Raw genomic sequence first — 1,748 nt, 5'->3', positions numbered from 1 at the left:
ACCTCGATTCGTCTGCGACCTGATGGGTCCCGCTGGTCCGGCGTCTTGCCCTGATTTGTCCGTCCGGCCGGTGCAGGGGCCTTCGCATGCGCTGCGGGGGCGTCGGGTTCCACGGGCCCGAGGGTGGTGCGTCCTGTCCTTCCTGTGTTGTCGGGGTGGTGGCCGGCCCTCAGGTGCGGGCCGGAAGCTCGGTGGCGCGTTGCCAGGCGGTGGTGAACGTGCCGGCCCAGGGCCAGGTGCGGTCCAGGTGGAGGGTGCGTCGGCGGGCGTGGGCGGTGAGGCGGGCGGGCAGGTGGTACAGCTTCATGCGGATGGTCTCCGGCTCGGCGGCGGCGAGTTCGGGCTCGTCGTGCAGGAGGAGGAGCCGCATCCAGGCGTCGAGGTCGCAGGCGAGGGTGGCGGCCAGCACCCAGGCCGTATTGAACTGCCAGGACTTCGAGGGCAGCAGCCCGAGACCGACCCGCTTGATTGCTTTCACCCGGTCCTCCACCTCGGCGTGATCACGGTAGAGGGCATCGACGAACCACACCTGCCCGGAGCCCGGCACCCCGGAAAGCCCCTGGTGCGCAGGGATGTTCGTGGCGATGATCTGGTAGCGCCAGCCGGTGCGCTTCTCGAAGGCGGTCAGCTTCTTCGCGTCCCGGCGCGACGGCTTGACCCGGCGCACGATCAGCCGCATCCCTGTCGGCCAGCCGGTCAGGTCGCGCAGGCCGGTCAGCTCGGCGACCTGGTAGGAGATCCGCTCCCCGTCGGGTCCCTTGATCTCATGCGGCTCGCCGTCCTGCCGCAGCGCGGGAGTCCACACGTTCTCGGGCAGCCGCGCGATCGCGGCCTCGTCGGTGTCGTTGATGGCCCAGCCGGTCACCCAACGCACCCGGCGCCGACTGGTGGTCAGCGACTGAAGGTGGTCGAGAACCTCGTGGCTGAAGGCCGCGCCGTCGATCCGGACCAGCAGTTTCGACCAGATGGGCAGCGGGAGCTGCCGCAGTGCGGCGGCCAGAACGCTCTTGTGGTCGGCGACGTCGTTGGGGGCTGCGTTGCCGGGCCGCAGCAGCATGGCGACGCACTCGCGGGTGTTGGCCACCCATGCCCCCAGCGGCATGTGCCCGTAGGTGCCCTTGAAGGTGCCCGCCGCGCCTTCCTTCCGGCTGGTGCAGGTGACGATGGTCGCGTCCAGGTCCAGGACGTACCAGCTGGCAAGCTCCCGGCCGCACACCCGGATCCAGGGGAAGCCGCCGGGGCGCAGAGCGAGCAGCGTCCACACCACGCGGCGTATCGCGGCGCGGACGCGCTCGATCCGGGCCGCGACCGGGGCGTCGATCGCGGCCAGGGTGCGGCGCAGGGTGCTGTCGGAGACCGGCCGCGGGAACAACTTCCGCCAGTGATGCTGGAGCTGCTCGGCCTCCAGGACGTTCGTCGCACCGAGCACGATCGCGCAGGCCAGCTGGACCAGCACCATGCCCCGGTCCCGCCAGCCCGGCCCGATGCCCTTGGGGAGCGCGCCGGCCAGGGCACGCGTGAGCCCGACCCGGTCGGCGACCTTCCGCAGCAGCACCACTCCCGCGTGGCCGAGCAGATTCTTGTCGTCGGCCCGCACGTCCAACCGCTGGTCCCAGCCGGTAGTCTTCACCCGTTGGGTGCCTCTTCCTCGCGCTGTTCTTGATCTAGACAGTCCAGATCATCGCAGGTGAGAGGCACCCTTCCGCTGTCGGGGCATCAGAACGCATTCCCGGCTGAATACATGAGGT

General features: G+C 70.3%; 1 protein-coding gene. It reads right to left on the bottom strand.

Going from position 1 to position 1,748, the window contains the following annotated elements:
- Positions 1-169: 169 nt before the first annotated feature.
- Positions 170-1,630 carry an IS1380 family transposase gene (locus tag ACGFSA_RS35120; RefSeq protein ID WP_393310235.1) on the bottom strand — a complete coding sequence of 487 codons (1,461 nt, stop codon included), beginning with the start codon at positions 1,628-1,630 and terminating at the stop codon, positions 170-172.
- Positions 1,631-1,748: the final 118 nt, after the last annotated feature.

Source organism: Streptomyces sp. NPDC048496, from assembly GCF_043200055.1.
GTDB lineage: Bacteria > Actinomycetota > Actinomycetes > Streptomycetales > Streptomycetaceae > Streptomyces.
The sequence above is the reverse complement of the archived record's forward strand: the minus strand, read 5'-3'. Positions and strand labels throughout refer to the sequence as shown.